Origin of the sequence: Bradyrhizobium genomosp. I (2014) (genome assembly GCF_000261685.1) — a bacterium.
In the GTDB taxonomy this organism is placed as follows: domain Bacteria; phylum Pseudomonadota; class Alphaproteobacteria; order Rhizobiales; family Xanthobacteraceae; genus Bradyrhizobium.
Map to the genome: position 1 here is coordinate 1 of NZ_AJQE01000001.1, position 3,721 is coordinate 3,721.

A 3,721-nucleotide genomic window follows, 5' to 3' on the forward strand; every position below is an offset into this window, starting at 1 on the left:
GCTCGCAATGACGGAGCAAGAAGCGGCAGCGTCGCTCTTTCAAATTCGCATCGTCATCGCAGACACACTTTCACGTCCTCGCGGCTTGTCCGAGCTTTGCTTGTCGCCTCACCCTCGATTGAAAAGGGCGCAGGGAAGACCGGATGCCGGCCGGGCACCCACGGTCCACTGTGCGAAAGGTGGCAACAAGAATCTGCACAGCGGCATACAGGTGTAGCCAAGCAATCGGCCTTCCCTGCGCAGTGGTTTGACGGCTTATGTCGTGCTCTCCCCGGGGAGCGATGCACTATTGCCCCCGTCGCCTCGCAGATGGCTGATGCGCTCGCCCGGTCAGGCAACACACATCACCGCAAGACTTGACGCACAGACCCCGGGCGTCAGGACCACACGATTTTGCCGTACGCACGTCACACCGGTCGTCCGCGCGAGGCCTTCGCTCACAGTCGCCTGCCCTGCGAAAAGCCATTCGCGCCGATGCAACCTGCGTCCACCGCCGTCCGGCCCGCGTGTCGTGACGATCGCGATACGCCCCTCTTCCTTGGGCCGGGTTGCCGCGACACATACGCCAATTCCGAAATTCGGTAAAGTGGAATATTTTCGGCGAGACGTCTTGACCGATGGTTTGGGTGTTTTGCCCGTCGGGCAACGCAAGGTCTGGTAGACCGCATGAGCGAGGCGACATCCGGGATTCCCGGCGCGAACTGTCCCGGCTGTCGCTTCGCTCACCCGGGCTACGGAGAGCATCGTGTTGATTTGCCCATCCCGCCACCACGTTGGTATGGTTCATGCAGTCGCTTCATGCAATCGCCTTCAGCTTCCATCCCTCTGACAAGACCGAGACATGCCAGGCTCAAGACCCGACCGTATCCGCCAGATCCTCGCCGACCTCGTCGGCTTCGACACCGTCAGCGACCGCACCAACCTGCCCTTGATTGCCCATATCGAGAGCTATCTCGCCGCGCTCGGCGTCAAGGGCGAGCGCATCGTCGATGAGACCGGCGAGAAGGCCTCGCTGTGGGTCACGATCGGCCCCGAAGACCGTCCCGGCCTCGTTCTGTCCGGCCACACCGACGTCGTGCCGGTCGCGGGCCAGGACTGGAGCCATGATCCGTTCAAGCTCGTCGAGCGCGACGGCAGGCTCTATGGCCGCGGCACCACCGACATGAAGGGATTTGTCGCGGTGTGCCTCGCCATGGTGCCGGAGATGCTGGAGGCCAGGCTCGCAACGCCGATTCATCTGGCGATCTCCTATGACGAGGAGATCGGCTGCGTCGGCGTGCGGCCGATGCTGCGCGAGGTCGCGAAGAAGACGATCAGGCCGCTCGGCGCCTTCATCGGCGAGCCGACCCAGATGCAGGTCATTATCGGCCACAAGGGCAAGCACGGCGTGCGCGCGACCTTTCGCGGGCTCGCCCGCCACTCCTCGATCGCGCCCGACGGCGTCAACGCGATCGAATACGCGGCCGAGCTGATCGTCGAGATCCGCCGCCGTGCCGTCGCACTCGCGGCCGCGCGCGCGACGGACAGCCTCTACGACGTTCCGCATTCGACGCTGCTCACCAGCATCGTGCACGGCGGCGCCGCGCTGAACATCGTGCCGGATACCTGCACGGTGGATTTCGAATGCCGCGGCATCGGCATCACCGAGTCCAGAGAGGTGACGGATGCGATCGTCGCCTGGGCCAAGGCCGAGATCGAGCCGGCGATGAAGGCAAGACATCCCGAGTGCGGCATCGATTTCGAGGAGATTCTCGACTATCCCGCGCTCGACACCGCTGCCGACGCCGCGATCGTCACCCTCGCCAAGAGCCTTGCGGGCCGCAACGACCACGCCAAGGTCGCTTTCGGCACCGAAGCCAGTTTGTTTGCCAGCATCGCCGACATCCCCTCGGTGGTGATCGGTCCGGGCGCGATCGCGCAGGCGCATACGCCGGACGAGTTCGTGGAGATGGCCGAGCTGGAGAAATGCGCGAGCTTCGTGGAGCGGCTGATCGCGCATTGCGCGAAGGGGTGATGCGCATCCCCGTCATTGCGAGGAGCTCTTGCGACGAAGCAATCCAGAATCTTTCCGCGGAGATGGTCTGGATTGCTTCGCTACGCTCGCAATGACGGAATGCGTGTGGGCACGCCCGTAGCCCGCATGAGCGAAGCGACATGCGGGACCACTTTCCCGGGTGTCGCTTCGCTCACCCGGGCTACGGCACCTAAGACGGCGTGCTAAACCAGCCACTAAGGATTAACGTCAGAAGCGGTTCGTTGCCGGCTTCAATACGCCGGTAGTTCACAAACGCCGTACACTCAAGGAGTGCCCGAAATTGTTCCGGGCACCGCCGTTCGAAATCCGGCGCGTTATCGATGCGTAGCGCCAACAAGCCCCCTTCGCCGACCGAGACCCTCGTCATCCCATCGGACTCGTCAACGTAGGTCAAACAATCGATCCAGGCGTTCATATTGCGGCCGTAGAACGCAGGAAAACCGAGCGCGGCTTGGAAGACTGAGTGGAAGCTCTCCCAATCCACGATTTTCTCGGCAGGAATTTCGACGACGGTCGTTCTCATGACTACCCAAGCAAAAAAGGGCGCGCAGCCTGTGCTTCGCGCCCTTGTCTCTCCTACACCGCGCCCGCCTTCTGCGCGTATTCCCACGACGCCTTTGACAGCGGCACGGTGCGCTTGGCTGACTCAAGCGCCTTGGCGTTGGCGGCGGTGCCGTCGCGGATGCGGCCGGCGATGCCTTGGGTGATGCCCGCGAGGCGGAAGAGATTGTAGGAGAAGTACCAGTTGAGATCGGGCACGCTCATCCCGGTCGCGTTGCAATAGATCTGCGCCGCTTCTTCCAGGCTCGGGATGTTGAGCGCCTTGAGGTCGACGCCTTGCAGGCCCGGCATGATCCACTGCATGAGGAGATAGGTGAAGTCGGCCATGGGATCGCCGAGCGTCGACAGCTCCCAGTCCAGCACGGCCTGAACGCGCGGTTCCGTTGCGTGGAAAATCATGTTGTCGAGGCGATAGTCGCCATGCACGATCGAGACGCGCGCCTGCTCCGGCACGGTCTTGGGCAGCCATTCGGCGACCTTCTCGAATTCGGGAATGTGCTGCGTCTCGGACGCGCGATACTGCTTGGTCCAGCGGTCGATCTGGCGTGCAAAGTAGTTACCGGGCTTGCCGAAATCGCCGAGGCCGATCGCCGTGGGATCGTACATGTGGAGCTTGGCGAGCGTCTCGATCTTGCTGGTGAAGATCTTGCGCCGCGCGTCGGGGTCCTGGCTCGGCAGCGTCGGATCCCAGAACACCCGGCCCTCCTCCATCGACATGATGTAGAAGGCCGCGCCGATGACGCCGTCGTCCTGGCACAGCGCATAGGCGCGTGCGACCGGAAAACCCTGCTTTCCAAGCGCCGCGATCACCCGATATTCGCGATCGACCGCATGCGCCGACGGCAGCAACTTGCCGAACGGCTTGCGGCGCATCACGTAGGAGCGGTTCGGCGTGTTGAGACGGTAGGTCGGGTTGGACTGGCCGCCCTTGAACTGGAGGACGACCAGCGGCCCCTCGAAGCCCTCGACGTGCTCGCGCATCCAGCCTTCCAGGCGCAGCTCGTCGAAACGATGCCGCTCCTCGACCGGCTTGGTGCCCGAGAACTCTTCGTCTTTCCTGACGCCGTCAGCCACGATGACGCTCCCTCTTCTTATTTTCCGTCATTCCGGGGCTCGCGAAGCGAG

At 63.2% G+C, this 3,721-nt stretch carries 3 protein-coding genes; 1 reads left to right on the forward strand and 2 read right to left on the reverse strand.

Annotated features, from left to right (window positions below; all coding sequences use genetic code 11):
- Positions 1-841 precede the first annotated feature (841 nt).
- The gene (gene argE, locus IC50_RS00005) at positions 842-2,014 is read left to right on the forward strand and encodes an acetylornithine deacetylase (protein ID WP_035699078.1); all 1,173 of its coding nucleotides are present in this window, start codon (positions 842-844) and stop codon (positions 2,012-2,014) included.
- A gap of 190 nt (positions 2,015-2,204) precedes the next feature.
- On the opposite strand, the gene IC50_RS00010 is transcribed toward argE, so the two are convergent.
- A complete protein-coding gene (locus IC50_RS00010; protein ID WP_035699079.1) occupies positions 2,205-2,558 on the reverse strand; it encodes a barstar family protein in 354 nt (117 codons plus the stop codon).
- Positions 2,559-2,611: 53 nt separating this feature from the next.
- Positions 2,612-3,670: a phosphotransferase family protein gene (locus tag IC50_RS00015; protein WP_035699081.1), complete on the reverse strand. Its 1,059-nt coding sequence runs from the start codon at positions 3,668-3,670 to the stop codon at positions 2,612-2,614.
- Positions 3,671-3,721: the final 51 nt, after the last annotated feature.

Coding starts and splice junctions, on each gene's coding strand:
- argE (WP_035699078.1), top strand. CDS start 842: ATGCCAGGCTCAAGACCCGACCGTATCCGCCAGATCCTCGCCGACCTC.
- IC50_RS00010 (WP_035699079.1), bottom strand. CDS start 2,558: ATGAGAACGACCGTCGTCGAAATTCCTGCCGAGAAAATCGTGGATTGG.